Below are 25,185 nucleotides of genomic sequence, written 5' to 3'. Positions count from 1 at the left end.
TGCCCGATTCCCGTTCGCGGCGTGGCCGCGCCCGGGTCGCCCGCTTACTTCTTGCCGTAAACCGGCAGGCGCGAGGTCAGTTCATTGACCTTGGCGCGCACGGCGGCGATGTTGGCTTCGTCGCGCGGGTTGTCCAGCACGTCGGCGATCAGGTTGGCCGTCAGCTCGGCGTCGGCTTCGGTGAAGCCGCGGGTCGTCATGGCCGGCGTGCCCAGGCGGATGCCGCTGGTCACGAAGGGCTTTTCCGGATCGTTCGGGATGGCGTTCTTGTTGACCGTGATGTGGGCCTGGCCCAGCACCGCTTCGGCTTCCTTGCCCGTGATGCCCTTGGAACGCAGGTCCACCAGCATGACGTGGCTCTCGGTACGGCCCGAGACGATACGCAGGCCGCGCTTGACCAGCGTGTCGGCCAGCACCTTGGCGTTCTTGACGACTTGCTGCGCGTAGTCCTTGAACCCGGGTTCCAGCGCTTCCTTGAAGGCCACGGCCTTGCCGGCGATGACATGCATCAGCGGACCGCCCTGGATGCCGGGGAAAATCGCCGAGTTGATGATCTTCTCGTGCTCGGCCTTCATCATGATGACGCCGCCGCGCGGGCCGCGCAGCGACTTGTGCGTGGTCGAGGTGACGAAGTCGGCGTGCGGGACCGGGTTGGGGTAGGCGCCGCCAGCAACCAGGCCGGCGTAGTGGGCGATGTCGACCATGAACAGCGCGCCGTTTTCACGGGCGATGCGGGCCATGCGCTCGAAATCGATGTGCAGGGCGTAGGCCGACGCGCCAGCCACGATCAGCTTGGGCTTGTGTTCCTTGGCCAGCTGCTCGACCTGGTCGTAGTTCAGGACTTCGTTTTCGTCCAGGCCATAGGAGATGAAGTTGTACAGCTTGCCCGAGGCGTTGACCGACGCGCCGTGCGTCAGGTGGCCGCCTTCGGCCAGGCTCATGCCCAGCACGGTGTCGCCCGGCTTGAGGACCGCCATGTACACGCCCTGGTTTGCCTGCGAACCCGAGTTGGGCTGCACGTTGGCGGCTTCGGCGCCAAAGATCTGCTTCAGGCGGTCGATGGCCAGCTGTTCGACCACGTCCACGTATTCGCAACCACCGTAGTAGCGCTTGCCCGGGTAGCCTTCGGCGTACTTGTTCGTGAGCTGCGTGCCCTGCGCTTCCATGACGGCGGGGCTGGCGTAGTTCTCCGAAGCGATCAGCTCGATGTGCTGCTCTTGGCGCTGGTCTTCCTTCTGGATGGCGGCCCAAACGTCCGGGTCAGCCTTGGACAAGGTGAGGTTGCGGTCAAACATGACGGGGGTTTCCTGAGGCGGTAATGGAAAAGAAACGGCAGATAAGAAAACGGCGTCGGGCGGGTAAACCCGGAGAATGCTGAGTAGTTTACCCCGTCGCGCCTGATCATTTGCGCTTAAAACCACCGGAACCGCGCCAAATTCCGGCGCACGGGCGCGAAAACCACGGCTTGCCCACGCGGCCGGAAACGGCACTCATGCCGACTTGAGAAAGTTTCATGCAAGGGTGTTCACGCCACGGCCAACGGTGTGACCGGCCGCGCCGCGGCCTGCCGCCATGAAAAAGGGCCGCACTGGGCGGCCCTGCGTACATCTGGCTGAGCGTCAGGCCGACGTGGCCCCGATTTGCTTGGGCGCGAGCCGGGGGTTCAGCGTATAGGTCCCGGTCAGCGACGCCTTCGCCAGCACGTGCTTCTGGATCGCCCGCAGCGCGTCTTCGCCCGTGAACGAGCCCTGCAGGTTCAGGCTGGGCACGTCCAATGCATACAGGGTGAAGATGTAGCGATGCACCAGGGCATCGTTCCAGGGCGGGCACGGACCGTCGTAGCCGAAGTACTCGCCGCTCATGTCGTGGTCATTGGCGAACCACGACGAGTAGGAGTTGATGCCCTGGCGCGCGTCCATGGGCGCCAGCGGGCCACCCTTGCCGCGCGGCGTGATGCCGTTGGAGAACGCGCCTTCGTCGATCTCGCGCAGGTCGGCCGGCAGGTCCACCAGCACCCAGTGGAAGAAATCCACGCGGGCCAGGTCGGCGGGCACTTCGCGGCCTTCCTGGTTGACGTCGTCTGGGCGCGAGGGCACATCCGGATCGTGGCAGATCAGTGCAAACGACTGTGTGCCCGCGGGGACGTCGTCCCAGGAAAACTGCGGGTTGAAGTTATCTGCCAGCGCGACGTGCGATTGCGCATCGATCTTGCCGAATGCGTAGCGCTCGGGAATCGACTCGTGATCGGAAAATGACAAACTCGAAAGTTCCATGTCGTGCTCCTGTAAATGCCGCAAAGGCGCTCTGCCCCTGTCTGTACCCTGAGCGTATCAAAACTTCGCAATTACGGGTTCAAGTTAACACGGGCAAACTTTCGCTTGCCCACCTGAACGACGTAAGTCCCGGCCGGCAATTGCAACGATTTGTCTTCCACGCGATCGCCATTGACGCGCACCCCGCCCTGCTCGACGTTGCGCTGCGCTTCCGACCCGGAGGCGACCAGACCCGCTTCGCGCAACAGCTTCAGGATGCCCACCGGCGCGCCGCCGATATTGACCTCGGGCATGTCGTCGGGAATCGCGCCGTCGCGGAAACGCGCCTCAAACGAGGCCAGCGCATCGTCGGCGGCCTTGGCGGAATGAAAGCGCGCGATGATTTCCTGCGCCAGCATCACCTTGGCATCGCGCGGATTGCGCCCGCCATCGATCTCTTGCTTGAGCGCCGCGATCTCCTCCAGCGAGCGGAATGACAGCAGTTCGAAGTAGCGCCACATCAGCGTGTCGGAGATCGACATCAGCTTGCCGAACATGGAATCGGGCGACTCCGAAATGCCGATGTAGTTCCCCTTGGACTTGGACATCTTCTCTACGCCGTCCGTCCCGACCAGCAGCGGCATCGTCAGGATGCACTGCGGCTCCTGTCCATACTCTTTTTGCAGTTCGCGCCCGACCAGCAGGTTGAACTTCTGATCGGTGCCCCCCAGCTCCAGATCTGACTTCAGCGCGACCGAGTCGTAGCCCTGCATCAGCGGATACAGGAATTCATGGACCGAGATCGGGATACCGCCCTTGAAGCGCTTGGTGAAGTCTTCGCGCTCCATCATGCGCGCCACCGTGTAACGCGACGCGAGCTGGATCATGCCGCGCGCGCCGAGCGGGTCGCACCATTCGGAGTTGTAGCGGATCTCGGTGCGGGCCGGATCCAGCACCAGGCTGGCCTGCGCGTAATAGGTCTTGGCGTTGGCCTCGATCTGTTCGCGCGTGAGCGGCGGGCGGGTGCTGTTGCGGCCGCTGGGGTCGCCGATGGTGGAGGTGAAGTCGCCGATCAGGAAGATGACGTTGTGCCCCAGGTCCTGCAGCTGGCGCATCTTGTTCAGCACCACCGTGTGGCCCAGGTGGATGTCCGGTGCGGTCGGATCCAGGCCAAGCTTGATGCGCAGCGGCACGCCGGTGGCGCGGCTCTTGGCCAGCTTGCGGGCGAATTCGGATTCGACCAGCAGCTCATCGCAGCCGCGCTTGGCTATACGCAGATCGGCTTCGACTTCAGGTGTAATGGGGGCTTCGGTGGGTGACATGACAGGGGGGCCAATGCGGCTTCAGCCGACAAAAAGGTGTAAAAAGTGACGAAAACTATCGTAAATTCTAGCCGAATCAGCTAGGATACCGGCCTAATCATACGCAACTGCCATATGTACGCAGTTGCGTTCGCTCTACATCCCTTGTTCACAAGATGCGCCCCCGCGCCAGCCCTTGCCCCGGAAACGGTGCGCGCGAGGGCCGTTCGTGTACCGCACCCTGCGAGTTCAAGCCACCTGAGAGGGTATTTTCACGATGAATCGTGGCCTCCACGAACTGGCGAGTGGCCTCAAGCGCAAAGTCGCTGCCGTATTTGCGCCCGTTGAGCCCAAGCCCCATCGCTCGGGACTTTTCCGCCGCACGCTTCTCGTCACCGCAATTGGTCTGTTCGCAGGCGCCGCCGCTCTCGGCATGGTGCAGCAACCCGACCGCACCGAACTCCCCCCCTCGCGCGTCATCCAGAGCATTCTGCCGCTGACCGCCGAGCAAGTCGAAGTCAGCACGCCCAGCGCCGCCCCCTACATCAGCGAAACCCGGATCCGTCCGGGCGACACGCTGTCGGCGGTGCTGCAGCGCCTGGAACTCGACGCCCCCAATCTCCAGTCGTTCCTGACCCACGACGCCAGCGCCCGCAGCATCTACAAGCTGTACCCGGGCCGCTCGGTGCAAGCCGCCACGGACGAAGCGGGCAATCTGGTGTGGCTGCGCTACATCCACACGCCCGGCAACGAGACCGACGGCCAGGTCGTGACGCGCATGCTGCACGTGGCCCCGTCCGGCGACGGCTACAAGGCCGAGGAAGTCACCGAAAGCACGGAACGCCAGACCCGCGTCGCGGTCGGCACCATCAAGTCCTCGCTCTTCGGCGCCACGGACTCGGCCGGCATTCCCGACTCGGTCACCATGCAGATGGCCGACATCCTCAGCGCCAAGATCGACTTCCTGCGCGACCTGCGCCAGGGCGATCAATTCCGCGTGGTCTACGAAGTGCGCTCGCACGACGGCCGCTACGCCGGCGCCGGCCGCGTGCTGGCCCTGGAATTCATCAACGGCGGCAAGACCTACAACGCCGTCTGGTTCAGCCCCGACGAAAAGACCGGCTCCTATTACGACTTTGACGGCACCAGCCTGCGCGGCGCCTTCCTGCGCACCGCCCTGAAGTTCAGCCGAATCAGCTCGACCTTCGGCATGCGCATGCACCCCATCCACAAGACCTGGACGGGACACAAGGGCGTGGACTACGCCGCGCCGTCGGGCACGCCGATCCACTCCACCGCGGACGGCACGGTCGAATTCTCGGGCTGGCAGAATGGCTATGGCAACGTGGTCATCGTCAAGCACCACGGCAAGTACTCGACCCTCTACGCGCACCAGAGCCGCATCGCCGAAGGCGTCACCAAGGGCTCGAAGGTGTCGCAGGGCCAACTGCTGGGCTACGTCGGTTCCACCGGCTGGGCCACCGGTCCGCACCTGCACTACGAGTTCCGCGTCGACAACCAGCCCATCGATCCGCTGTCGGTGGACCTGCCCGTGGCCCGCGCCCTCGAACCCGCGGAAGTCCGCGCGTTCAACCAGGCGGTTGGCCCCTACAAGCAGCAGATCCAATTGCTGACGCAGTTCCAGCAGACGCTGCCCGACGCGCTGACCAACGTGGCCAGCCGCTAAGGCAGGTCCAAAAAACAGGCCCGCGCGCAGCGGGTGCGGCGGCGGGGCATCAAGCCCCAGCCGCCTTTTTCTTTGGAGGCGCCCGTGAATGCCACCCAGCCCATCCAGCAGGACCGCAGCACGCTATACATTGGCCTGATGTCCGGCACCAGCGTCGACGGCGTCGACGGCGTGCTGACCCGCCTGGACGACGGCCAGGCGCCTCAGGTGCTGGCCAACGCCAGCCTCCCCATGCCAGAAAATCTGCGGCACGAGCTGCTGGCGCTGAACGAATCGGGCGGCGATGAACTTGCCCGCGCGGCGCTCGCGGCCAACGCGTTGGCGCGTGTCTATGCCCAAGCCGTGTCGGCATTGCTTGCGGATGCGGGCGTGGCCGCCAGCGACGTCAGCGCCATCGGCGCGCACGGTCAGACCGTGCGTCACCGCCCTGATCTTGGGTACACCCTGCAACTGAACGCACCCGCCCTGCTGGCGGAACTGACGGGCATTGCCGTCGTGGCCGACTTCCGTTCGCGCGACGTTGCCGCTGGCGGCCAGGGCGCACCGCTGGTGCCGCCGTTTCACGCCGCCATCTTCGGCGCCAGCCACGGGCGCGCCGTGCTGAACCTGGGCGGCATCGCCAACGTGACGCTGCTTGTGCCCGGGCAGCCGGCGCGCGGCTTTGACACCGGCCCGGCCAACGTACTGCTGGACGGCTGGTGCCAACGGCACCTGGGCCGCCCTTACGACGCCGGGGGCCGCTGGGCGGCCTCGGGACAAGTGCTGGCGCCCTTGCTTGAACAACTCATCGGCAGCGAGCCGTGGTTCGGCCTGCCGCCGCCCAAATCCACGGGCCGCGATCTTTTCAACATCCAATGGCTTGACGCCCGCCTGGCGGAATTCGACGGCGCCGCGCCCGCGCCGGAGGACGTTCAGGCCACGCTGCAGCGGCTGACGGCCAGAACCGTGGCGGACGCCATCGACCGGGCGGCCGCGGGCACGCAAGAAGTCTTTGTCTGCGGCGGCGGCGCCCACAACGCCGGCCTGATGCAGGAACTGGCGTATTGCCTGCAACGCCCCGTCCGCGCGACCGACGCCCTTGGCGTGCCTGCGCAACAGGTGGAGGCTCTGGCGTTCGCCTGGCTGGCTCACGCGTTCATGACCGGCAAACCGGCCGGCCTGCCCAGCGTGACGGGCGCGCGCGGCGCGCGGATTCTTGGGGCGCTGTATCCGGCCTGAGCGCGATCCATCACGCGCCCATGCAAAAAGCCCTTCGGTTTGCCGAAGGGCTTTTTAACTTTCGGCCTGGGTGATTACACCGAGAACGAGGAGCCGCAGCCGCAGGTGGTGCTGGCGTTGGGATTGCGGATGACGAACTGCGCGCCTTCCAGATCTTCCTTGTAGTCGATCTCGGCGCCGACCAGATACTGGAAGCTCATCGGATCGACGAGCAATTGCACGCCGGCCTTGTCCAGCACGGTGTCGTCTTCGTTGACGACTTCATCAAACGTAAAACCGTATTGGAAGCCGGAACAGCCGCCGCCCTGCACGAAAACGCGCAGCTTCAGTTCGGGGTTGCCTTCTTCGGCCAACAGGTCTTTCACTTTGGCGGCAGCCGAGTCGGTGAACACCAGGGGAACAGGCGGGGGGGCCTGAAGGTCGACGGTTTCGGTCACTGCATTCATGGTTCACTCCTGGCCGGTACGGCCAAAATTCAGTGAGCGGCGTCGCCGCTCGTATGGTGTCACTATAGCGCAGGGCTTGACCAGACTCAAAGTTCAAGCTTGACACTGCGCGAAGCGCGGACGGTTTCCCCCTCGAGGACGCTGACGGTCACGCTTTCGGGGACAAATCCGTCAGGCACGGCCAGGATGCCCTGACTGCGCTGATACTGGTCGAACTGCAGGGCGAGCGACGCGGCGGTCAGGTTTTCTCCGGTGGCCGTGACGGGGCCGGTCTCGGCCTTGAGCTGCATGGGCGCTAGGTCCACCGTGACGGTTTCGCCCTTGAGCACGCCGGTGGCCTGAAAGCGCAGCGCGCCCGCAAAGGGCGTACCACCATTGCGGCCACTGCGCATCAGCAGGACCTTGTACCGCAGGCCGCCGCCCTCGCGGTCGATCTGCATGCTGCGAATGTCCACCGAGCCCTCAGGGCCGGGCGGCAGCAGCTGTTCATAGAAGGCAAGCTGGTCACGCACGCGGCCGAGTTCGGCTTGGGCGGCGTGAAGCTGGGTTTCGAGTTCTTGGCGGGCCGATCGCTCGATGACGAGTTCGCCATCGGCCTTATCGAGCTGGCCGCGAATGTAGCGCAGTTGCGTGGCCTGCTGACGCATGGCCTCGTCCTGCGCCTCGGCCTGCTGGACGCTGATGACCACGGCGTCCTGCGGACGATAGAGCTGGCGCGCGTGGAAGAACCCGGCGATCCCGCCCACCAGCACGCCCAGCAGCAGCATCGCGCACAGGCGCACGACTGCGCCGTGACTTCGCGATGGGGAACGGGCGGCGGGATCTGCGGGCATAAAGAGCAATATTGGCGGCCCGACAAACGGGCCGCCTTGGCGTTACGGCAGGATGGCGACCTGGTCCAGGCCCATCGTTTCGGGGATGCCGAACATGAGGTTCATGTTCTGCACGGCCTGACCGGCGGCGCCCTTGACCAGATTGTCCTGCACCACCATGACGATCAGCAGGTCGCCGTTGCCCGGGCGGCTGAGCGCGATGCGCAGGTTGTTGGACCCGCGCACCGAGCGCGTTTCGGGATGGCTGCCGGCAGGCATGACGTCCACGAACGGCTCATCGGCGTAGCGCGCTTCGAACAGGGCTTGGAAGTCGGTGTCGCGCGCCTCGGGTTGGATGCGGGCGTAAATGGTGGAGAACATGCCGCGGATCATCGGCACCAGATGCGGCACGAACGTCAGGCCCACCTTGCCGCCGGCCAGCTTTTCCAGCTGGGCGGTGATTTCGGGGTGGTGGCGATGGCCGGCCACGCCGTAGGCCTTGAAGTTGTCGGACGCTTCCGAGAACAGCGAGCCCACCTCTGCCTTGCGGCCGGCGCCGGACACACCCGACTTGCAGTCGGCGATCAGCGTTTGCGTATCGACCAGCGCCTTGCCGCCTTCAAGCAGCGGCGCCAGGCCCAGCAGCACCGTGGTGGGGTAGCAGCCGGGGTTGCCGATGACGCGCGCCTTGGAGATGGCTTCGCGGTTCAGTTCGACCAGGCCGTATTGCGACTCGGCCAGGATGTCCGGGCAGGTGTGGGGAATCTTGTACCAGCGTTCGAACGTGGGGATGTCCTGCAGGCGGAAATCGGCGGCCAGGTCGATGACGCGGGTGCCGGCGGCGATGAGCTCTTGCGCCTGCGCCATGGCCACGCCGTGGGGCGTGGCGAAGAAGACGACGTCGCAGTCAGTCAGCGAAGCCTTTTCCGGGGCCGAGAATGCAAGCTTCACACGGCCGCGCAGGTTCGGGTACATGTCGGCGACGGGCAGGCCGTCTTCCTTGCGGGACGTGATGGCAGTCAATTCCACGTTCGGATGCTGCGAAAGCAAGCGCAGCAGTTCGACACCGGTGTATCCGGTGCCGCCGACGATACCAACCTTGATGCGGGTGTTCGATGCTTGGGCCATGATGAATGCTCTTCGGAGAACGAATAACGATTGTATCGCTCGGGAAACCCGCTAATGCGCGGCAGGCGTGCTGGAATTGCCACTGCAAGCCTTTTTCCGACCGAACGCGTGGCGCGGAGTTCCGCGCGCGGGGCCAGCGATGACATTGCATTGCCGGCCCAAAAACAAAAAGCCCGCCGAAGCGGGCTTTTTGCAGGGCATTAACGCTTGCTGAACTGCTTGCGACGACGCGCCTTGCGGAAGCCGACCTTCTTACGTTCGACTTCACGGGCATCGCGGGTCACGAAGCCAGCTTGCGACAGCGAGGGCTTCAGCGTGGCGTCGTAATCGATCAGGGCACGCGTGATGCCGTGACGGATGGCGCCGGCTTGGCCGGTTTCGCCGCCGCCGTGCACGTTGACCTTGATGTCAAACGATTCCAGGTGGCCGGTCAGTTCCAGCGGCTGGCGCACGACCATGCGGCCGGTTTCACGAGCGAAGAACTCGTCGACGGGCTTGCCGTTGACGACGATCTTGCCAGTGCCCTTCTTGATGAAAACGCGAGCCACCGAAGTTTTGCGACGGCCGGTTCCGTAATTCCAGTTACCGATCATGGCGTTTCCTTAGATATCCAGCGTCTTGGGCTGCTGGGCGGTGTGCGGGTGCTCGGCACCAGCATAGACCTTCAGCTTCTTGATCATGGCGTAGCCCAGAGGACCCTTGGGCAGCATGCCCTTGACGGCCTTCTGAATGGCACGGCCGGGAAAACGCTCTTGCATTTTCTCGAAGTTCGTTTCACGGATACCGCCCGGGTACGTCGTGTGGCGGAAGTACTTCTTGTCTTTCGCCTTGGCGCCGGTAACAACGATATCGGACGCGTTGATGATGACAATGTAGTCACCGGTATCAACGTGAGGCGTGAATTCAGGTTTGTGCTTGCCACGCAGACGACGTGCGACTTCGCTGGCCACACGACCGAGGACTTTGCCCTTGGCGTCGATCACAAACCAGTCACGTTGGACTTCATGCGGCTTGGCCACAAAGGTCTTCATGATGGTTCCTAAGAATAAAAAATTTGCTCTGACCGGAACATCCAGCCAGTGTTTTTTCCCAGACTAGGCCAAAATTTGCAGCCCTTCGGGTTGCAGCCATTCAGGTACAAATTCCAGCCCTTATCGCCCCCCGCCTAAGCGTTATGAATCCGCCCGTGCAAAGGTCAAAATGAGGGAAAGCCTGAAATTCTAACACGGCTGCTCAAAAAATGGGCAAGCGGACAGAATTCAGGAGATTCGCAGCGGCCATTCCAGAACAGCCGCCGCAAAATTCATCAGGGGACGCATGCCGCCCCCTGCCCGTCAGGCGCCCAGGTAGGCTTCCAGGACGCGCGGGTGGCCGAGCAGTTCGCGGCCCGTGCCCGTCAGCGCCATGGCGCCGTTTTCAAGCACGTAGCCTTGCTGGGCAATCTTGAGCGCCTGGCGCACGTTCTGTTCGACCAGGAACAGCGTGAGGCCGTCGGCATTGATGGCGCGCAGCGACCGGAAGATTTCCTGCACGACGATCGGCGCCAAGCCCATCGAGGGCTCGTCCAGCAGCAGCAGACGCGGCTTGGCCATCAGGGCGCGGCCGATGGCCAGCATCTGCTGCTCGCCGCCGGACAGGTTGCCGGCCATGCCGCTGATCCGCTCTTTCAGGCGCGGAAACAGGTTGAACACGTATTCCAGATCGGACGCGACGTTCTTCAGGCCGCGGCGATAGGCGCCGAGTTCCAGGTTTTCCAGCACCGTCATGGTGGTCAGGATGGCCCGGCCTTCGGGCACCTGCACGATGCCGCGCGCGACCAGCTGGTTCGGCGCAAGGTTGGTGACGTCTTCGCCCTCGAAGAGGATGCGGCCGCGCGCCTTGGGCAACAGGCCCGACAGCGCAAGCAGCGTCGTCGACTTGCCGGCGCCGTTGGCGCCGACCAGGGCGGTGATTTCGTTGGCGTTCAGGTCCAGGTCGATGCCGCGCACGGCTTCGATGTGGCCGTAGTTGACCTCGAGCCCGCGGACTTCCAGCATGGCGCTCATTGTGTAGCCTCCGCGCGTCGCGCTGCGGTATTCGTCTTGGGAGCGGCCCGGCGACTCATCGGGCGGCCTCCGCTTGTTCGGTGTCTTCGTCGTCTTCGCGGCCCAGGTAGGCCTCGATGACCTGTTCGTTGTTGCGGATGTCCTCGGGACCGCCGCACGCGATGATCTTGCCGAAGTTCAGCACCGCGATGCGTTCGCACAGGCCCATGACGAAGCGCATGTCGTGCTCGATCATGAGGATGGTGTAGCCGCGGTCGCGAATGGCCAGGATCTCGCGCATCAGTTCGGCGCGTTCGCCGGTGTTCATGCCGGCGACGGGCTCGTCCAGGAGCAGCAGCTTGGGCTCGGTGGCCAGCGCGCGCGCCAGCTCCAGGCGGCGCTGCTCGCCGTAGGACAGGTTGTCGGCCAGATCGTTGGCCTTGTGGTCCAGGCGCATCCACGTCAGCAGTTCGTGCGCGCGTTCGCGGGCGCGCTGCTCGTGTTCGCGGTAACCCGGCAGACCCAGCAGCAGGCTGGGGAAACCGTAGTTCATGTGGCGGTAGGCGCCCACGACGACGTTTTCCAGCAGCGTCATCTCCTTGAAGAGACGGATGTTCTGAAACGTGCGGGCGATGCCCATGCGCGTGATGCTGTGCGGCTTCTTGCGCAGCACGCTCTCGCCCTGGAAGGTGATGGAGCCGCCGCTCGGCGGGAGCAGTCCGGTGATCAGGTTGAACACCGTGGTCTTGCCGGCGCCGTTCGGGCCGATCAGGCCGAAGATGGCGCCTTCGGGCACCGACAGGCTGACGTCATGCAGCACATGCAGGCCGCCAAAGCTCTTGGAGACGGAGGAGAGCTCAAGCATGGCGCTTTCCTCCCTGGCGGCTTTGACGCATCCAGCGCTTGAAGCGCGCCGGATCCCAGATGCCTTGCGGCAGGAACAACACAATCACCACCAGGATCACTCCATTCGCGATCAGGCGCAGATCCGCAAATCCGCGCAGCAATTCGGGCAGCGTCGTAATGATGAAGCTGCCCAGCACGGGGCCGGCCAGGCCGCCGATGCCGCCCAGGATCGCCATCGTCAGGATTTCGACGCCGCGGTCGAAGCCGTATTCGTTGGGACCGATGAAGAACGTCAGGTGCGCGTTCAGCGCGCCGGCAAGACCGGCGATCACCGCGCCGGCCACGAAGGCCAGCATCTTGTTGGCGCGCACGTCGATGCCCATCATGCCGGCGGCGGTCTCGTCGCCACGGATGGCGTCGAAGGAACGGCCGATCTTGGAGGCCCGCACGCGCCACAGCACGAACAGCACGATGATCACGGCCAGCAGCACATGCCACCACTGCGTGAGCTGGGGAATGCCGTTCAGGCCCAGCGCGCCGCCAGTGATGGACTCGGTGTTCAGGATGGTCACGCGGACCACTTCACCGAAGCCCAGCGTGGCCATCGCCAGATAGACCCCCGACAACCGCAGCGTCGGCAGGCCGATCAGGGCCGCGACCAGCGCCGGGGCGGCCATGCCGCCCGCCAGTGCGACCGCGAAGGGCGCGTCGTAATTCATGGTGAGCAGCGCGGCCGTGTAGGCCCCGATGCCCATGAAGGCGGCGTTGGCCATGGCAAGCATGCCGCAGGCCAGCGTCAGCCAGATGGAGAGGGCCAGGAGTGCATTGGTGCCAAGCGTCAGCACCAGGTTGCCGTAGATGGCCCAGAAATTTTCGAATCCGCTCATACCTTAAGCCTTGCGTTGAACCACTTTGCCGAACAGACCTTGCGGGCGGACCAGCAGGATCAGGAACAGCAGGCCGAAAGCCACCGCGTCGCGCATGGTGGAGCCGATGTAAGCGACGGACAGCACCTCGGCGAAGCCCAGGAAGAGACCGCCCAGCATGGCGCCGCGGATGTCGCCCATGCCGCCCAGGATGATGACCGCGATGCCCTTGTGCAGCATCGGCTGGCCCATCAGCGGGAACAGCGCGTTCGAGTACAGGCCGATCAGCACGCCGGCCACGCCGCCCAGGGCGGCCGCGGCGAACGAGGTGGTGATGAACAGCTTTTCGACGTTGATGCCCAGCAGCCAGGCGGCCTTGGGCGATTCGGCGATGGCGCGCAGCGCGCGGCCGAACTGCGTGCGGCGCATCACGAACATCAGCACGGCCATCAGCGCGAACGACAGGAAGATGATCCCCAGTTCGATGACGGTCAGGTGCAGGCCGGCGACTTCGATGACTTCCTCGGGCACGGTGCCGTGCGGGAAGCGCAGATTGCTGGCGCCAAAGATGCTTTGGGCGCCGTTGTTCAGGATGATGCCGACACCGATGGTGGCGATCATGGGAATCAGGTGGGGTGCGTTGCGCTTGCGCAGCGGCTTGAGCACCAGGTAGTCGATGATGACCCCGGTAAAGCCGGCGACGAAGAACGCAACCATCAGCGCGGCCCACAAGGGCAGGCTGAATTGCTCGACCACGACCAATGCTGCGTAGGCGCCAACCATGAAGACGGCGCCATGCGCCAGGTTGATCACCCCGAGCACGCCGAAGATCAGCGTGAAGCCCAGCGCGAACAGTGCATACACACAGCCCAGCGACAAGGCATTGACGAATTGTTGTTCGAACATGATGGGACTTTCCAAATCTGATAGGGCCGCCTCGCCGTGCCCACAGCGAGGTCTGGTGTGCTTCCGGGGAAGCTTTCTACTTGGTGAGGCCCTGCGATAAAAAGCGCCTTGCGGACGGCCGGGAGGCCATCCGCAAGGCGCATCCCCCCGCGCGGGGATGCGTACTGCTTACTTCTCGATGACGTACTTGCCGTCCTTGGTCACGCTGACGATCGGTGCCTGGTCGGCGTCGTAACCGGCCGGCTTGCCGGCGCGATCGTTGGCCTGACGGAACTTGAACGGGCCGGTGGCGCCGGTCCAGGTCACGGACGGCAGGGCATCGCGCAGGGCAGCGCGATCCTTGGGCAGTTCGCCGGTGAGCTTGGTGTTCTTCAGGGCCTGGGCGACGATGTACATGGCGTCATACGACTGGGCCGCGAACTGGTCGGGGGCATTCGTGAACTTGGCCTTGTAGGCGTCGATGAACTTGGTGTTCTCGGGGGACTTGTTTTCGATCGACCACGGGCTGCCGATCCACAGATTGTTCGACGCGCCGCCGGGGGCCAGGTCGAAAATCTTGACCGAGTTCATGCCGTTGCCGCCGATGACGGGCACGTTCAGGCCGAGCTGGCGGGCCTGGACCATGATCGGGGCGCCTTCGGCCAGCAGTGCGGACAGCACGATGGCGTCGGGGTTGGTGCCCTTGATCTTGGTGAGCTGGGCCTTGAAGTCCACGTCGCCCTTGGCGAACGTTTCGGTCGTCGTGACCGGGATCTTCTGGTCTTCCAGGGCCTTCTTGAAGTTGTCGTAGCCGCTCTTGGTGAAGACGTCGTCGTTGCCGTAGAGCACCGCCACGTTCTTCAGGCCGGTCTTGGCCTTGACGGTGGAGATGGTGGCGGGCAGCACGTCGGCTTCGGTGACCGAGTTGCGGAACACGTAGTTGCCGATGGAGGTGATGCCGTCGGCGGTGTTGGAGGTGCCGAAGACGACCGTCTTGGCGGCCTGGGCGACCGGGTCTGCGGCCTGGGCGGAATTCGACAGGGTGGGACCGAAGACCATCAGGACGTTGTCCTTGAAGATCAGCTTCTTGAAGACGTTGATGGCTTCTTCTTTCTTGCCTTGCTCGTCTTCGATCACCAGCACGATCTTGTTGCCGTTGATGCCACCGGCCGCGTTGATTTGGTCAGCCGCGAGCTGGAAACCGTTGCGGATCGACACGCCGTACTGGGCGGCGCCGCCGGACAGGGCTTCAGCCACGCCCAGCTTGATGTCGGCTGCGTGGGCGGCCGGGACGATACCGGCGGCGATCAGCGCGGCCAGCAGCTTTTTGGTCTTGGATTGCATGGTTGTTACCACCTTAAAGTCTGTCTCGGAATATTGGTAATCCGGGCTGATGTAATCCTGCCGGATTGACGTCGATGCCGCCTAAAGGCCGCATGTATGCGCGTCAAGACCCGGGATATTACTCCTTTGTATCAGGCCGAAACTCGAATGCCGTTCAACAAAAGCCTCAAAACCGCCCATTTTTTTGTAAAAAACGTGTGGTTACTAGCACAAACCCTGAAACTCGCCGAATGCCATTCGGCACCGGCTTCCCTCCTAACTCCTGCCCGACAGCGCCACGCCCAGATACTGGCCGAACGCGCCCTCGGTCAGGCGAAACCACGTCATCTCGCTGTCGCGAAAGCCCATGTAACTATCGTGCAATGCCTTGAATCTGGGGTCTTTGGCGCTTAAGTCCTTGTAGACCTGTTGCGAGGCCTCGAACGCGGCGTCCATGATGGACCGGGGAAAAGCCCGCACTTGCGCTCCGTTGGCCGTCAGTTGAGCCAGCGCCTGCGGATTGAGCGCGTCATAACGCGCCGTCGCGGCGGTGTGCGCGGCCAGCGCCGCGGACTGCACCACCGATTGATAATGCTTGGGCAGCTGGTTCCAGGCTTCGTCGTTGATGTAGAGCGAGAGCTGTTCGCCGCCCGCCCACCAGCCGGGTGCGTAGTAATACTTAGCTACTTTATTCAATCCGAGCTTGGCGTCCTCGTAGGCGCCCGCCCCGGCCACCGCCTGCAGCCCCTCTTTTTCAAAGGCCTGCGCCAAGGCGGCGAGCTCAACCTGCTGGGGCGCCACGCCAAGCCTGGACAGCACCTCCCCCGCCAGGCCGTCCACCCGCATCTTCAGGTCTTTCAGGTCGCCTTCGCGCTTGATTTCCTTGATATACCAGCCGCCCATCTGGGCGCCGGTATTGCCCAGGGGAAAGTTGATGATCTTTTCGGGCTTGAAGAGTTCGCGCGTCAGGCGCAGGCCCTCGCCCTCGCTCATCCAGGCATTCATCTGGCGCGCGTTCAGGCCGAACGGCACGGCCGCATCGAAGCTGAACGCGGGATTCTTGGCGTGGTAGCGGCGCGAGGACACGTGGCCGCATTCCACCTTTTTGGTGGAGACCGCTTCCATCAGGTCGGCGGCGGCAACGACTTCGCCGTCCGGGAAGTGGCGGATGTTGAACTTGCCCGCGGTGGATTCGGCGACGAACTTGCAGAAGCTCTCGGCCGCGCCGACGCGCAGGTCCAGCGCGCTGGGAAAGCCCGAGGATAGGCGCCAGCTGATCGAGGGCATGTCCTGGGCGAACGCGGGCGAGCTGACGGCGGCGCCGGCGACGGCGCCCAGACTGGCGCGCTTCAGGAATGAACGTCGTTGCATCACTTTGCTCCTATACAGCAACACCCGGGACTTCGAGCAATACCCGCCGGATATTACACGCTGGCGAACACAGGAACGGCTAGAGGAAATCCCGGAAAGGCAAGGGATTGCAAAGCGGGCAAAACAGGAGCCGGCGGCGCACGGCGCGCCGCCGGCGGGCGCGATCAGGTGCCGGCAATGGCCATCTGTTCGATGAGGATGGAGCCGGTGGTCTTGGTGCCGCGCGAGATCGTGTCGGCGCCCACCGCGACGATCTGCTGAAACATGTCGGCCAGGTTGCCGGCGATGGTGACTTCCTGAACCGCGTGCTGGATCTGGCCGTTTTCGACCCAATAGCCGAAAGCGCCGCGCGAGTAATCGCCCGTCACGTAGTTGACGCCCTGCCCGATCAGCTCGGTGACGAGAAAGCCGGTGCCCAGCTTTTTGAGCATGGCTTCGAAATCGTCGCCACGCTGGGTCTGCGTGGAGCTGAAGACCAGGTTGTGCGAACCGCCGGCGTTGCCGGTGGTGGTCATGCCCAGCTTGCGCGCGGTGTAGGACGACAGGAAATAGCCTTCCAGCACGCCGGCCGAGACCACGTTGCGGCGGCGCGTGCGCACGCCCTCGTCGTCGAACGGCGAGCTGCCCATGGCGCCGCGGATGTGCGGATCCTCGACCAGGTTGATGTGCTTGGGAAAGAGCGGCTTGCCCAGCGAATCGACCAGGAAGCTCGCCTTGCGGTACAGCGCCCCGCCGTTGACGGCCTGCGTCAGCGCGCCGACCAGGCCCAGCGCCAGCGGCGCCTCGAACAGGACCGGGAACTTGCCGGTGCGCACGCGGCGGGCCGACAGGCGCGACAGCGTGCGTTCGGCGGCATAGCGGCCGATGGCCTCGGGCGAGGCCAGCTTGGCCGGATCGCGTTCGGACGAATACCAGTAGTCGCGCTGCATGCCATTGCCGCGACCTGCGATGGGCGCCACGGACAGGCTGTGGCGCGAATACGGATAGCCGCCCAGAAAGCCGCGCGTGTTGCCCATCACGAACTGGCCTTCGTACGTGCCGACGGTGGCGCCGTCGGTATTGGTGATGCGCGAATCGACCTCGCGGGCGGCGCGCTCGGCGCGTAGCGCCAGTTCGGCCGCTTCCTCGGTGGAAACGGTCCAGGCGCGATGCAGGTCCAGGTCGGGGAATTCGGTGGCCAGCTGGTCGGCATCGGGCAGGCCGGCGGCAGGGTCGGCAGCGGTGTGGCGAGCAATGTGCCAGGCGGCTTCGACCGTCTGGCGCAGCGCGGCCTCGGAGAAGTCGGACGTCGAGGCCGAACCGCGGCTCTGGCCGGCGTAGACCGTCAGGTCCAGCGCCCGGTCGCGGGTTTGCTCAACGGTTTCGATGTCGTTCTTGCGTACCGAGACGGACAGTCCCAGGCTTTCCGAGACTTCCGCGGCGGCGTCGGAAGCGCCGATCTGGCGCGCGTAGGCCAGGGTTTGCTCGACAAGTTCGGAAAAACGCGCGTGATTCGCCGCCAGCGGCAAGGATGAGGAGGTTTTAACCATTGCAGTCCAATTTGCAGAGACGGTTATCATAGCCAAGTCTGTCATTGCGCAGTTTTCCATGAATTCCCATCCCCAAGAAGATTCCGTCGACGACGGTTACGACGAGAACGGCTACGACCGTCCCAGCAAGTCCCAGGTCAAGCGTGAAATGCACGCCCTGCTGGACCTGGGCAAGCAATTGATCGCGCTGTCGCCCGAACGTCTGAAGCAGCTGCCGCTCGAAGAGCGCCTGTACGAAGCGATCCGCATGGCGCAACGCACCACCGGCCGCGAAGGCCTGCGGCGCCAGGTCCACTTCGTCGGCAAGCTGATGCGCGACGCGCCAGCCGACGTCATTCGCAAGCAACTCGACGTCTGGGAGAACGGCTCCCGCGAGGAAACGGCCGCCATGCACCGGCTGGAAACGCTGCGCGACCGTCTGCTGGATGACGACGACGCCTTCACGCGTCTGCTGAACAACAATCCTCAGGCCGACGTGCAGCAACTGCGCACGCTGATCCGGGCCGCCCGCAAGGAAAAGCTGGCCAACGCCTCGCTGTTGCAGGGCCAGGAGCCGCAAAAGAAGCATTACCGCGCGCTGTTCCAGGCCCTCAAGACGCTCACCCTCTAATTGCCTACCGCCCATCCATGACCGCAACCGACCTGCTCGACTGCATCGAGATCGAAACCGCCCCCAACCCCACGCACGCCGTGATCTGGCTGCACGGACTGGGCGCCGACGGCAACGATTTTGCGCCCATCGTGCCGGAGCTGCAGTTGCCCGCCGGACTTGGCGTGCGCTTCGTGTTCCCGAACGCGCCCGTACAGCGCGTGACGATCAACAACGGCATGGCGATGCGGTCCTGGTACGACATCCTGGTGATGGACCTGGTGCGGGTGGAAGACGGCCGCGGCATCCGCGCCTCGGAAGCGGCCATCCACAAGCTGATCGCGCGCGAAAACGCGCGTGGCATTCCCACGTCCAACATCGTGCTGGCGGGTTTTTCACAGGGCAGCGCCATGACCCTGCACACCGGCCTGCGGCTGAAAGAAAAGCTGGCGGGCATGATGGCGTTGTCGGGTTATCTGCCGCTGGTGGACAGCGCCGAGGCCGAGCGCCAGCCCGCCAACGACGCCACGCCCATCTTCATGGCCCACGGCCAGTACGACCCGGTCGTGTCGTTGGCGCGTGCCGAAGCGTCGTTGGCCGAACTCAAGCGGCTGGGTTACGACGTGCGCTGGCACACGTACCCGATGCCGCACTCGGTCTGCGCCGAGGAAGTGGCCGACATTTCGGCCTTCCTGAACGAAGTCCTGGTGTGATGCGACGGGCAGACTAGGGACGATGGCGGGCGGCGCGCCGCGCGCGGCCCGTGTTCCTGGCCGATGGGCGTCAAGCTTGCCCCCGCCTACGATGGAATGAGCCCGCCTCAGCGGCTCAAAATCTTATTCTGTATACCAACTGGTATTCCAGCCTCGAATTTTCGGGGCAGCGACGGCGTACGTCCATAGAGAAAAACGCCAATCGCAAAACGCTTGTCGCCTGCTTATCTTGAATATAGTATTCGATCCAAGCCTCACCGGCCCGGGCGTGCACTGTTCGGGCTTCCCTGTTGTTGTAGTCGATCCATCCCATTGGCCGTGTCGCGCCGATTGTCGGCGCGGCATTCAAGACGCAGGAGAAAGTCCCGTGAAGACCTCGCCCTTGCCCCGCCTGGCAGGCGCGGCGCTGCTCGCGCTGCTTGCCCCTTTGGCCGCTCAGGCCGAAGCCCTGAATCCCCCCGTGAAGGTGCGATACGAAGAGGTGGTGCGATCCATCCTGTACGTGCCCAAATACGTCGCGCTGTCGCAGGGCTACTTCAAGGACGCCGGCCTGGACGTATCCATGAAGACGTCGCAAGGCACCGACAAGGGCATGACCGCCCTGTTGTCGGGCAGCGCGGACATCGTGCTGATCGGGCCCGAGGCCTCCATCTATGTGCAGAACAGCGAATCGCCGGTCAAACCGAAGATCTTCGCCGGCCTGACCGCCACCGATGGCTTCTTCCTGCTGGCGCGCAAGCCGGTCGACAAGTTCGACTGGTCCATGCTCAAGGGCAAGGAGGTCATCGGCTTTCGCCCCGGATCGAATCCCATCGTGTTCCTGGAAACCGCGCTGCGCAAGCATGGCCTGGATCCGCAGAAGGACGTGAAGCTGCTCAACAACATCGGCATCCCCGCGCGCGCCGGCGCCTGGATGGCGGGCCAGGGTGAATACGGCATCTTCCTGGAGCCCGAGGCCGGCGAGCTGGTGCGCAACGGCAAGGGGCACATCGTCGCGTCCGTGGGACATGAGGTGGGCCAGGTGGACTACACGGTGTTCACCGCCACCGACAAATACATCCGCGACAACCCCAAGGTCATCCAGGCCTGGACCGACGTGGTGGCGCGCGCCGAGAAGTACGTGAAGGACACGCCCGCGGCCACGCTGGCCCCGCAGATCATGACCTTCTTTCCCGGCATGGATCAGGCCGCGGTGACCGAGGCGATCGAGCGCTACAAGCAATATCAGATCTGGAAGACCACGCCGCTCGTGACGGCGCAGGCGATGACGCAACTTCAGGACATGCTGATCGCCAGCGCGGTCATGAAGGACAGCGCACGCGTGAAGTACGAGGACGTGGTGATCGCCGACTTTGCCAAGAAGGCCCAATGATGGGAGCCGCCATCCACAACCTCAAGCCGGCGCCCGCCACGGCCAAGATCGAACTGCGCGACGTCTGTCTGTCGTACTTCACGCCGGAAGGCGAGACCGAAGCGCTGTCCAACGTGTCGTTCAGCCTGGCGCCGGGCGAGTTCGTCAGCCTGATCGGCCAGAGCGGCTGTGGCAAGAGCACTTTGCTGTCGCTGATCGCGGGCCTGATTCCCCCGACCTCGGGCGCGGTGCTGGTCGACGGGCAGGCGGTGACCAAGCCGAACGCGCGCATCGGCTACATGCTGCAGCAGGACTACCTGTTCGAGTGGCGCACCATCCTGGACAACGTGATGCTGGGCGCCGAGATTCAGGGGCGGCGCGATGCGCGCAGCGAGGCGCGCGCCGTGCACCTGCTTGAAAAATGCGGCCTGGGCGCGTTCCTGTCGCACACGCCGCGGCAGCTCTCGGGCGGGATGCGCCAGCGCGCGGCGCTGGCGCGCACGCTGGTCACCGAGCCCGACGTGATCCTCTTGGACGAACCGTTCTCGGCGCTGGACTCGCAGACCCGTCTGGCCATCTCCGACGAAGTCGTGGACATCCTGCGCCGCGAGGGCAAGACGGTGGTGCTGGTGACGCACGACATCGGCGAAGCCATCGCCATGACCGATCGCGTGATCGTGCTGTCGCGCCGGCCCGGGCGGCTCAAGAGCCAGTACCGCATCCACTACGGCGACGGCCAGGTCCGCCCCACCCCGTTCCAGGCGCGTTCGCGGCCGGAATTCAACACGTACTTCAAACAGCTCTGGGACGAGCTGGACGTCCATGTGGAGGGCTGAGCCATGAACGCGCCGATTGCCAATACCGTCCCGCTGCGCGCCGTGCCCGGCCCCAGCGAAAAGTACCTGAACTACCTGCGCCGCGACCGCGCGCGCCGCCGAAACATCCGTGTGGCCCAGGCGCTGCTCCTGGTCGTTTTCTTATGCGCATGGGAAATCCTGCCGCGCATGCACATCGTCAATCCGCTGCTCACCAGCTATCCCAGCGCGCTGTGGCCCACCTTCATCGAACTGTGGAATCACGGCAGCCTGGGCAAGCACATCATGACGACGCTGTCGGCCACGCTGGTGGGCTTTGTGCTGAGCATGGTCATCGGGATCGTGGTGGCGGCCGCGCTGTGGTGGTCCGAGTTTCTCTACAAGGTGCTCGACCCCTTCCTGGTGGTGGCCAACGCCATGCCCAAGATCGCGTTCGTGCCCATCTTCTACCTGTGGCTGGGGTCAGACTATGCGGTGTACGGCATGGCGGTCGCCATTGCGGTATTCGTGACGATCATGGTGGTGTATGCGGGGTTCCGCGGCATCGACCTGAACAAGGTCAAGCTTGCCCACACCTTTGGCGCCAGCCGCTGGCAGGTGCTGACCAAGGTTGTGCTGCCGGGCAGCGTGCCGACGCTGATCGCGGCCGTGAAGATGAACATCGGTCTTGCGCTGGTGGGTGTCATCGTGGGCGAATTCCAGTCGGCGGATTCGGGGCTGGGCTTTCTCATCATGAACGGCAGCCAGGTGTTCAAGCTGAACATCGTCATGACCGCCATCGTGATGCTGGCGCTGATCTCCAGCGTCATGTACCTCATCATCTACCGCGTCGAGTCCGCCGTGGCGCGGCGTTACGGCTAAGGAGGCAGCATGGAATTCCCCCAATGGGTGAAGGATCGCGTCGTGGCCCGCCAGGGCTGCCTGCATCCGTATGACGAGCTGCCGGCCGCGCGCACGGCGGTGGTCGTGATCGACATGCAGCAGTACTTCCTGCTGCCCGGCTACCAGGGCGAATGCGCGCCGGCGCGGGAAATCATCGGCCCCATCAACCGCCTTTGCAGCGCGGTGCGCGACGCGGGCGGCGTGGTGGTCTGGGTGCAGACGGCCTCGGACAACGCGGATGTGTTCTGGTCGCATCACCACGGCGTGATGCTGACGCCCGAGCGCAGCGCCCGCCGCCTGGAGACGCTGCGCCGCGACTCGCCCGGCTTTGCGCTGCATCCGGACCTGCATGCGCAGGCCAGCGACCTGCGGGTCGTCAAGCGCTTCTATAGTGCGATGGCCCCGGGCTCGTCGGAGCTGGAGCCGCTGCTGCGCGGGCTTGGCGTGGACACGCTGCTGATCGCCGGCACGGTCACCAACGTCTGCTGCGAATCTACCGCGCGCGACGCGATGATGCGGGACTTCCGGACCATCATGGTGGACGACGCGCTGGCCGCCGTGACGCCGGCCGAACACGAGAACGCCCTGCACGGGTGGATGCTGTTCTTTGGCGACGTGCTGTCGGTGGACGAGGCGGCCGCGCGGTTGACGCCCGCGCAGCCGTCCCGCAAGACCGCCTGAACCGTTCCGGCGGCACCCGGCCTTAAGCCAGGTTCAGCCAGACCCGGCGCATGGTCGGGTCTTCGGGGTCGGGATCGTTGGTGAAGCCCAGGCTGGTCATCAGCGCCAGCATGGGCCGGTTCGTCGACAGCACCAGGCCGTCGATGTATTCCAGCCCCTGCTCGCGCGCGGCGTCGATCAGCGCCGTCATGAGCTGACGCCCCAATCCGCGCCGCTGCCAGTCGTCGCCGATCACCAGCGCGTATTCCGCGCCGCGGCCATCGGGATTGCGCAGGTAGTGCGCAAAGCCCACCAGCACCTCGCGCGGATGGCCGCGATTGGCGGGATTGGGCACCTGCGTGGCCGCCACCAGCGCGAGTTCGCGGTGGTAGTCCACCTGGGTGTAGCGCGACACCATGCGCGGCGTCAGTTCACGCATCATCGACACGAACCGCATGTAGCGCGAGCGCTCCGACAGGCCGCGGATGAATTCCTGCAACGCCTCGCCGTCTTCGGGACGGATGGGGCGCAACACCCACGGAATGCCGTCGGCAAAACGGCGCACCTGCACCAGCCGGGCCGGATACGGGTGGATCGCCATGTGCGGATAGCCGGTGGTCTGCGGCGAGGCGCAGCCAGGCGTCTCGGTCAGCGTCATGCGCAGGCCGCCCGCGCGCAGGTGAGTTTCGCCTGCGTAGAGGGGATCGATGTCGAGCGTTTCGATATCGGGAAGTTCGGACACCAGCTCGGACACCAGCACCAGCGCCTGCTGCAGCGCCTCGGCCGCCATGTGGCCGACCCGCGGCGCCAGCACGCGGCGCCACAGCCGGCTGCGCTCGATGAGCTGGCGCGCCAGGTAGCCGTTGAGCGGCGGCAGGTCCATGCCGCGATCGGCCAGCGACAGCACCGCGTCCGGCCCGCCCGCGCCAAACCGGATGACGGGGCCGAACTTCGGATCGCGCCGCACCCGGATCGCCATAGGGCGGGATTCCGCTTCGCCGCGCGCCGCATCGGCAGAGAATTCGCTGAGCGGCACGTAGAACAGCGCCAGCAGTGTGCGGATTTCGGACGTGTTCAGCTCGCGCCGGCATTCGGCGCGCACCCGCGCAAGGATCTCGCGGGCGGCCGTCAGGTCGGGCACGTGGCTCGCGGGTTCGGGCGGCTGCGTCTGCAGCAGCAGCTGCTGGTTGTAGTGGTGCGAGGCCAGCACGCCGAAGGCATCGGCGGCCGATTCGGGCGTACGGAATGCCGACGTGCCGGCATCGTCCAGCATGCGCCGCAAGGGTCGCATGCCCGCATCGCCCATGAAACAGGTCACCACCGGCTTCTTGGCCGACGGGGCAATCTGCGCCAGCTCGCGCGCGACGGCGGGCATGTCGGCCAAGGCGTCGGGCGCCAGCAGCACCAGCACGCCGTCCACGCCCGTGTCGTCCAGGACAACGTCGAGCATGGCGCGAATGCGCTCGGGCGTCATGGGCAGGTAGGTGATGACGGGGTTGGCGATGGCGGCGTCGGGCTCCAGCATGTCGGCCAGCGCGCGCTGCGTGGCGGGCGCGAGGTCCGCGCGCAGCACGGCGGCGTCCGGGCCGATCAGGTCCATGGCGAGCTGCGGAGGCCCGCTGCCATTGGAGATCAGTGCAACGCGGCGGCCCTTGGGGCGGCGCGTGTAGCCCAGCACCTTCACGGCCGAGAACAGCTGCACGAAGTAGCGCACGCGCACGGCGCCGGCCCGGCGCAGGGCCGCGTCGAAGATGGCATCGCTGCTGTCGGCGTCCGAGCGCCCTGCCTTGAGCACGATGACCGGCTTGATGCTGGCCGCGGCCCGCAGCGTGCTCATGAATTCGCGCGCGGGTCCGACGTCTTCAAGGTAGAGAACGATGCTGTCGGTGCGCGGATCGCTGGCCAGGTAGTCCAGCAGCTTGGGCAGGCCCACCACGGCCTCGTCGCCCAGCGACACGGCGGTGGAAAAACCGATGTGCACGTCCTCGGCCCAATCCATGACGGCGGCCATGATCGAGCGCGACTGCGCCACCAGCGCCACGCGTCCGGCGCGCGCCAGCACCGGGTGCTGGCTGAAATTCAGGCCCGCGTGCGGCCGCTGCGCGCCGAAGGACCGCGGCCCGAGGAGTTCGCAGTGGTTTTCCTCGGCCCAGGCGCGGCACAGCGCCAGCGTGCCGCGCGGGTATGGGTCGGGCAGTTCGTGGGGCAGCAGGATGACCGCGCGGGGCGACAGCGGCGCCAGCCGGCGCAAGGTTTCCGGCAGCACGGCGGGCGAGACGCAAACCAGGGCCAGATCAGGACGGTCGCCCGCAGCCAGGCCTTCCAGCCTGTCCGGCAGGTCGGGCGCCGCGCCGGGTTCGACTGTGACGACCGTGGTCTTCGCCTTCAGGGCGGGAGACAGGGAACTTGCCGCGGGCAGGGGCCGGTCGGCCACGATCACCAGCGAGCCGGGTTCGAACATGGGCGCAAGAGCGTGTCTCAACATGG

Annotated in this window: 24 protein-coding genes; 8 read left to right on the top strand and 16 right to left on the bottom strand. The window is 65.0% G+C overall.

Features of this window, described 5'->3' with window-relative positions; all coding sequences use genetic code 11:
- Positions 1-44: 44 nt before the first annotated feature.
- From glyA to tyrS, 3 genes are all read right to left on the bottom strand, one after another.
- Positions 45-1,295 (bottom strand): serine hydroxymethyltransferase, encoded by a 1,251-nt coding sequence (gene glyA / locus ASD87_RS26015; RefSeq protein WP_056327844.1) that lies wholly within the window; start codon positions 1,293-1,295, stop codon positions 45-47.
- 324 nt (positions 1,296-1,619) lie between these two features.
- Positions 1,620-2,273 carry a YbhB/YbcL family Raf kinase inhibitor-like protein gene (locus tag ASD87_RS26010; RefSeq protein WP_056327843.1) on the bottom strand — a complete coding sequence of 218 codons (654 nt, stop codon included), beginning with the start codon at positions 2,271-2,273 and terminating at the stop codon, positions 1,620-1,622.
- 71 nt (positions 2,274-2,344) lie between these two features.
- Positions 2,345-3,574, bottom strand: a complete 1,230-nt coding sequence (gene tyrS / locus ASD87_RS26005; protein WP_056327842.1) for a tyrosine--tRNA ligase — start codon at positions 3,572-3,574, stop codon at positions 2,345-2,347.
- 256 nt (positions 3,575-3,830) lie between these two features.
- Between tyrS and ASD87_RS26000 the strand changes: the two genes are divergently transcribed.
- Both ASD87_RS26000 and ASD87_RS25995 read left to right on the top strand, forming a co-directional pair.
- Entirely contained in the window at positions 3,831-5,240 is a 1,410-nt protein-coding gene (locus ASD87_RS26000) for a peptidoglycan DD-metalloendopeptidase family protein (protein ID WP_056327841.1), read from the top strand.
- A gap of 84 nt (positions 5,241-5,324) precedes the next feature.
- Positions 5,325-6,458, top strand: coding sequence for an anhydro-N-acetylmuramic acid kinase (locus ASD87_RS25995; protein ID WP_082586434.1), 1,134 nt, complete (start codon positions 5,325-5,327; stop codon positions 6,456-6,458).
- Between the two features lie 74 nt (positions 6,459-6,532).
- Here ASD87_RS25995 and erpA read toward each other — a convergent pair whose 3' ends face one another.
- The 12 genes from erpA to pmbA form a co-directional block, all read right to left on the bottom strand.
- The gene (erpA, locus tag ASD87_RS25990) at positions 6,533-6,904 is read right to left on the bottom strand and encodes an iron-sulfur cluster insertion protein ErpA (protein WP_056327840.1); all 372 of its coding nucleotides are present in this window, start codon (positions 6,902-6,904) and stop codon (positions 6,533-6,535) included.
- Positions 6,905-6,990: 86 nt separating this feature from the next.
- Positions 6,991-7,737: a DUF6776 family protein gene (locus ASD87_RS25985; protein WP_056327839.1), complete on the bottom strand. Its 747-nt coding sequence runs from the start codon at positions 7,735-7,737 to the stop codon at positions 6,991-6,993.
- Positions 7,738-7,779: 42 nt separating this feature from the next.
- Positions 7,780-8,844 (bottom strand): N-acetyl-gamma-glutamyl-phosphate reductase, encoded by a 1,065-nt coding sequence (gene argC, locus ASD87_RS25980; protein WP_056327838.1) that lies wholly within the window; start codon positions 8,842-8,844, stop codon positions 7,780-7,782.
- Positions 8,845-9,044: 200 nt separating this feature from the next.
- On the bottom strand, positions 9,045-9,437 hold the full coding sequence (gene rpsI / locus ASD87_RS25975) for a 30S ribosomal protein S9 (protein WP_008163098.1): 393 nt from the start codon (positions 9,435-9,437) through the stop codon (positions 9,045-9,047).
- 9 nt (positions 9,438-9,446) lie between these two features.
- Complete coding sequence (gene rplM, locus ASD87_RS25970; RefSeq protein WP_008163100.1) at positions 9,447-9,875, bottom strand: 50S ribosomal protein L13; 429 nt, start codon at positions 9,873-9,875, stop codon at positions 9,447-9,449.
- A 303-nt stretch (positions 9,876-10,178) separates the two neighbouring features.
- Positions 10,179-10,889 carry an ABC transporter ATP-binding protein gene (locus ASD87_RS25965; protein ID WP_056327837.1) on the bottom strand — a complete coding sequence of 237 codons (711 nt, stop codon included), beginning with the start codon at positions 10,887-10,889 and terminating at the stop codon, positions 10,179-10,181.
- Between the two features lie 55 nt (positions 10,890-10,944).
- Positions 10,945-11,733, bottom strand: a complete 789-nt coding sequence (locus ASD87_RS25960) for an ABC transporter ATP-binding protein (protein WP_056327836.1) — start codon at positions 11,731-11,733, stop codon at positions 10,945-10,947.
- On the bottom strand, positions 11,726-12,601 hold the full coding sequence (locus tag ASD87_RS25955; RefSeq protein WP_056327835.1) for a branched-chain amino acid ABC transporter permease: 876 nt from the start codon (positions 12,599-12,601) through the stop codon (positions 11,726-11,728). Before ASD87_RS25955 ends, ASD87_RS25960 begins: the two co-directional genes overlap by 8 nt.
- Before the next feature lie 3 nt (positions 12,602-12,604).
- Positions 12,605-13,486 carry a branched-chain amino acid ABC transporter permease gene (locus ASD87_RS25950; RefSeq protein ID WP_056327834.1) on the bottom strand — a complete coding sequence of 294 codons (882 nt, stop codon included), beginning with the start codon at positions 13,484-13,486 and terminating at the stop codon, positions 12,605-12,607.
- A gap of 168 nt (positions 13,487-13,654) precedes the next feature.
- Complete coding sequence (locus ASD87_RS25945) at positions 13,655-14,809, bottom strand: ABC transporter substrate-binding protein (RefSeq protein WP_056327833.1); 1,155 nt, start codon at positions 14,807-14,809, stop codon at positions 13,655-13,657.
- Positions 14,810-15,064: 255 nt separating this feature from the next.
- Entirely contained in the window at positions 15,065-16,159 is a 1,095-nt protein-coding gene (locus ASD87_RS25940; protein WP_056327832.1) for a TRAP transporter substrate-binding protein, read from the bottom strand.
- A 164-nt stretch (positions 16,160-16,323) separates the two neighbouring features.
- The gene (gene pmbA, locus ASD87_RS25935; protein ID WP_056327831.1) at positions 16,324-17,688 is read right to left on the bottom strand and encodes a metalloprotease PmbA; all 1,365 of its coding nucleotides are present in this window, start codon (positions 17,686-17,688) and stop codon (positions 16,324-16,326) included.
- A 58-nt stretch (positions 17,689-17,746) separates the two neighbouring features.
- On the opposite strand from pmbA, the gene yjgA reads away from it, so the two are divergent.
- From yjgA to ASD87_RS25905, 6 genes are all read left to right on the top strand, one after another.
- A complete protein-coding gene (yjgA, locus tag ASD87_RS25930; RefSeq protein ID WP_056327830.1) occupies positions 17,747-18,298 on the top strand; it encodes a ribosome biogenesis factor YjgA in 552 nt (183 codons plus the stop codon).
- Between the two features lie 17 nt (positions 18,299-18,315).
- Positions 18,316-18,990 carry an alpha/beta hydrolase gene (locus tag ASD87_RS25925; protein WP_056327829.1) on the top strand — a complete coding sequence of 225 codons (675 nt, stop codon included), beginning with the start codon at positions 18,316-18,318 and terminating at the stop codon, positions 18,988-18,990.
- Positions 18,991-19,357: 367 nt separating this feature from the next.
- Positions 19,358-20,362, top strand: a complete 1,005-nt coding sequence (locus ASD87_RS25920) for an ABC transporter substrate-binding protein (protein WP_056327828.1) — start codon at positions 19,358-19,360, stop codon at positions 20,360-20,362.
- Positions 20,362-21,177: an ABC transporter ATP-binding protein gene (locus ASD87_RS25915; RefSeq protein ID WP_056327928.1), complete on the top strand. Its 816-nt coding sequence runs from the start codon at positions 20,362-20,364 to the stop codon at positions 21,175-21,177. Before ASD87_RS25920 ends, ASD87_RS25915 begins: the two co-directional genes overlap by 1 nt.
- A gap of 3 nt (positions 21,178-21,180) precedes the next feature.
- Positions 21,181-22,017, top strand: a complete 837-nt coding sequence (locus ASD87_RS25910) for an ABC transporter permease (RefSeq protein WP_056327827.1) — start codon at positions 21,181-21,183, stop codon at positions 22,015-22,017.
- A 9-nt stretch (positions 22,018-22,026) separates the two neighbouring features.
- Positions 22,027-22,719: an isochorismatase family cysteine hydrolase gene (locus ASD87_RS25905; RefSeq protein WP_056327826.1), complete on the top strand. Its 693-nt coding sequence runs from the start codon at positions 22,027-22,029 to the stop codon at positions 22,717-22,719.
- 22 nt (positions 22,720-22,741) lie between these two features.
- On the opposite strand, the gene ASD87_RS25900 is transcribed toward ASD87_RS25905, so the two are convergent.
- The gene (locus tag ASD87_RS25900; RefSeq protein ID WP_056327825.1) at positions 22,742-25,183 is read right to left on the bottom strand and encodes a GNAT family N-acetyltransferase; all 2,442 of its coding nucleotides are present in this window, start codon (positions 25,181-25,183) and stop codon (positions 22,742-22,744) included.
- Positions 25,184-25,185 lie beyond the last annotated feature (2 nt).

This window comes from Achromobacter sp. Root170 (genome assembly GCF_001428165.1).
Taxonomy (GTDB): Bacteria; Pseudomonadota; Gammaproteobacteria; order Burkholderiales; family Burkholderiaceae_B; genus Achromobacter; species Achromobacter mucicolens.
The sequence above is the reverse complement of the archived record's forward strand: the minus strand, read 5'-3'. Positions and strand labels throughout refer to the sequence as shown.

What these genes read in the sequence shown, in the direction of transcription:
- argC (WP_056327838.1), bottom strand. Translation starts at nt 8,844, where the DNA reads ATGGCCCAAGCATCGAACACCCGCATCAAGGTTGGTATCGTCGGCGGC.
- ASD87_RS25905 (WP_056327826.1), top strand. Translation starts at nt 22,027, where the DNA reads ATGGAATTCCCCCAATGGGTGAAGGATCGCGTCGTGGCCCGCCAGGGC.
- glyA (WP_056327844.1), bottom strand. Translation starts at nt 1,295, where the DNA reads ATGTTTGACCGCAACCTCACCTTGTCCAAGGCTGACCCGGACGTTTGG.
- ASD87_RS25955 (WP_056327835.1), bottom strand. Translation starts at nt 12,601, where the DNA reads ATGAGCGGATTCGAAAATTTCTGGGCCATCTACGGCAACCTGGTGCTG.
- ASD87_RS25960 (WP_056327836.1), bottom strand. Translation starts at nt 11,733, where the DNA reads ATGCTTGAGCTCTCCTCCGTCTCCAAGAGCTTTGGCGGCCTGCATGTG.
- tyrS (WP_056327842.1), bottom strand. Translation starts at nt 3,574, where the DNA reads ATGTCACCCACCGAAGCCCCCATTACACCTGAAGTCGAAGCCGATCTG.
- ASD87_RS25940 (WP_056327832.1), bottom strand. Translation starts at nt 16,159, where the DNA reads ATGCAACGACGTTCATTCCTGAAGCGCGCCAGTCTGGGCGCCGTCGCC.
- ASD87_RS25950 (WP_056327834.1), bottom strand. Translation starts at nt 13,486, where the DNA reads ATGTTCGAACAACAATTCGTCAATGCCTTGTCGCTGGGCTGTGTGTAT.
- ASD87_RS25945 (WP_056327833.1), bottom strand. Translation starts at nt 14,809, where the DNA reads ATGCAATCCAAGACCAAAAAGCTGCTGGCCGCGCTGATCGCCGCCGGT.
- ASD87_RS25910 (WP_056327827.1), top strand. Translation starts at nt 21,181, where the DNA reads ATGAACGCGCCGATTGCCAATACCGTCCCGCTGCGCGCCGTGCCCGGC.
- rpsI (WP_008163098.1), bottom strand. Translation starts at nt 9,437, where the DNA reads ATGATCGGTAACTGGAATTACGGAACCGGCCGTCGCAAAACTTCGGTG.
- ASD87_RS25925 (WP_056327829.1), top strand. Translation starts at nt 18,316, where the DNA reads ATGACCGCAACCGACCTGCTCGACTGCATCGAGATCGAAACCGCCCCC.
- ASD87_RS26010 (WP_056327843.1), bottom strand. Translation starts at nt 2,273, where the DNA reads ATGGAACTTTCGAGTTTGTCATTTTCCGATCACGAGTCGATTCCCGAG.
- pmbA (WP_056327831.1), bottom strand. Translation starts at nt 17,688, where the DNA reads ATGGTTAAAACCTCCTCATCCTTGCCGCTGGCGGCGAATCACGCGCGT.
- ASD87_RS25965 (WP_056327837.1), bottom strand. Translation starts at nt 10,889, where the DNA reads ATGAGCGCCATGCTGGAAGTCCGCGGGCTCGAGGTCAACTACGGCCAC.
- ASD87_RS25915 (WP_056327928.1), top strand. Translation starts at nt 20,362, where the DNA reads ATGGGAGCCGCCATCCACAACCTCAAGCCGGCGCCCGCCACGGCCAAG.
- ASD87_RS25985 (WP_056327839.1), bottom strand. Translation starts at nt 7,737, where the DNA reads ATGCCCGCAGATCCCGCCGCCCGTTCCCCATCGCGAAGTCACGGCGCA.
- ASD87_RS26000 (WP_056327841.1), top strand. Translation starts at nt 3,831, where the DNA reads ATGAATCGTGGCCTCCACGAACTGGCGAGTGGCCTCAAGCGCAAAGTC.
- yjgA (WP_056327830.1), top strand. Translation starts at nt 17,747, where the DNA reads ATGAATTCCCATCCCCAAGAAGATTCCGTCGACGACGGTTACGACGAG.
- erpA (WP_056327840.1), bottom strand. Translation starts at nt 6,904, where the DNA reads ATGAATGCAGTGACCGAAACCGTCGACCTTCAGGCCCCCCCGCCTGTT.
- rplM (WP_008163100.1), bottom strand. Translation starts at nt 9,875, where the DNA reads ATGAAGACCTTTGTGGCCAAGCCGCATGAAGTCCAACGTGACTGGTTT.
- ASD87_RS25900 (WP_056327825.1), bottom strand. Translation starts at nt 25,183, where the DNA reads ATGTTGAGACACGCTCTTGCGCCCATGTTCGAACCCGGCTCGCTGGTG.